This window comes from Daejeonella sp. (genome assembly GCF_037719425.1).
GTDB lineage: Bacteria > Bacteroidota > Bacteroidia > Sphingobacteriales > Sphingobacteriaceae > Daejeonella.
In genome coordinates, this window is the sequence record NZ_JBBJNI010000108.1 from 1 (window position 1) to 1,877 (window position 1,877).

Sequence of the window (1,877 nt, forward strand, 5' to 3'; positions counted from 1 at the left end):
TTCCGCGCACTCCTGTGGCTGTCTGGCCGGTAGTTAAACGGAACCCGTCGCTGTGCATGTCCATCGCTGGGCGGGGGTTGGGGGTGGATATTCAATTCTGTAGCATTTTCAATAAAGACCTCGTACATATAATAAAACCCACCACCATGAAAAACATTCTCCTCATAATAATCACATCCCTCCTTTTTACAGCCTGTGAAAAAAATAACACCTCACCTCCCCAATTCCGTATTCAAAACAGGACCCCTTTCACAATTGAATCAGCCACTGTAAAATTAGGCACCAGTACGAACACCTATCCCACAATAAATGCCGGCGAGGTTTCGGAGTTTAAAGTGTTTAGCGATTATGACTATCCTGATATTACGCTCAGGATTAACGGCAAAGACCTTCAGTTTACCATTCAGCCTTTTGAGGGGGGAAGCACAGGGAATGGAAAAACTATAAAGGAAACATGCGTTATTACTTATAATGCCGGGTCCGACAGATTTAGTGTGCATTTCTCACACTGATGTCCAATCAATACGCAGTATTTTAGTCTCTTAGCTCTGACAAAGGAGAGCCGGATTTTCCAAGCCGCTATTTTCTGGCTGTCCTCTATCTGTATTCCGAAGTAAACATTCTGACTAACGTTTAAAGACCAGAAAGTATGATAAGTGCCAGTCCGCCAATGAAAAACAGGAACATACCAGTTAACAGGCGGTTGGTGCCCGCCGGTGAATCTTTGAATTCTTTCCAGACAAATACCCCCCATAACGCTGCAACTAAAGTGGCTCCCTGACCGAGACCGTAGGATATCGCCGGGCCAGCTTTTCCTGCAGCAATCAGGTTAAAGGAATTTCCCAAACCCCAGATCATCCCGCCAAGGATCCCTGTAAAATGCGCATCGAAGCCTCCTTTAAAATAGGCTGCATAGCTTGTAGGTTCTCCTACAAAAGGTTTTTTTATCAGGATTGTGTTGAAAATGAAGTTGCTTAGAAAAATTCCAACCGAGAAAACAAAAACAGCGGTATACGGAGTCATTTTCCCTGCCGCGGGTGAGATAAAATCATTCATATCCATTGATGCTGCAATAAAGCGGTAAAAAAACGACATTAACAGCCCGGCTACCAAGGATAACATTAATCCTTTGCCCGAAACTTTTTGGTCGGCCCCGGTTTTCCTTTTGTAAGCGACAGCGTTAATTATAACTGCAATTACAACCATTGCAACACCCCCAAAAAGTAAAAGGGGATCACCTGGCTGGGAAGCGCTGTAATTCACAAATACACCCAGGACCAGGGCCAGCCCGATCGCAATGGGGAAGGCAACGGACATTCCTGCGATGGCGATGGCTGCTGAAAAGAGGATGTTGGCCGCATTGAAAATAATTCCGCCGAGCAGTGCGCTGCCTATATTGGAAACGTCTGCCTGTTTAAGATCAGAAATAAAAGTACGTCCTTGCGTCCCTATACTTCCCAGCGTCAACGCTGAAATAATCGAGAATATTAATATGCCTATCACGTAATCCCAGTAGAACAGTTCAAAGCGCCAGGTTTTACTGGCAAGCTTTTGGGTATTTGCCCATGAACCCCAGCAGATCATCGTAATGATGCAAAAGACAATAGCAAGCGAATAGTTTTCAATAATGAACATGGCTTATAGGTTTATCTGATTTATAATTCTATTTGGTGGCAAGCGCCGGCTTTTGTGAGTAAATAACACATTCCATATTTCCGAAATATGATGCCCCTTTAGGATTTGCCAGCTTTACCTTTACAGTGTGTTTCTTATTCTCCAGCGGGTATTTCCAAAAAATATCCAGCCTGCGGGTAATAAAATTAGTAGGCATCATCGCTGTTTCTACTTTTTGTCCATCAAGGTACAGATCGGCCACG

General features: G+C 44.1%; 3 protein-coding genes. 1 reads left to right on the plus strand and 2 read right to left on the minus strand.

Annotation, left to right across the window (positions count from 1 at the left end):
* The first annotated feature begins 146 nt into the window (after positions 1-146).
* Entirely contained in the window at positions 147-512 is a 366-nt protein-coding gene (locus WKF69_RS13700; RefSeq protein ID WP_340382638.1) for a hypothetical protein, read from the plus strand.
* A gap of 121 nt (positions 513-633) precedes the next feature.
* On the opposite strand, the gene WKF69_RS13705 is transcribed toward WKF69_RS13700, so the two are convergent.
* Positions 634-1,635, minus strand: a complete 1,002-nt coding sequence (locus tag WKF69_RS13705) for a GRP family sugar transporter (RefSeq protein WP_340382639.1) — start codon at positions 1,633-1,635, stop codon at positions 634-636.
* Positions 1,636-1,663: 28 nt separating this feature from the next.
* A partial coding sequence (locus WKF69_RS13710) for a hypothetical protein (protein ID WP_340382640.1) occupies positions 1,664-1,877 on the minus strand: 214 nt, incomplete at its 5' end.

What these genes read in the sequence shown, in the direction of transcription:
- WKF69_RS13700 (WP_340382638.1), top strand. Translation starts at nt 147, where the DNA reads ATGAAAAACATTCTCCTCATAATAATCACATCCCTCCTTTTTACAGCC.
- WKF69_RS13705 (WP_340382639.1), bottom strand. Translation starts at nt 1,635, where the DNA reads ATGTTCATTATTGAAAACTATTCGCTTGCTATTGTCTTTTGCATCATT.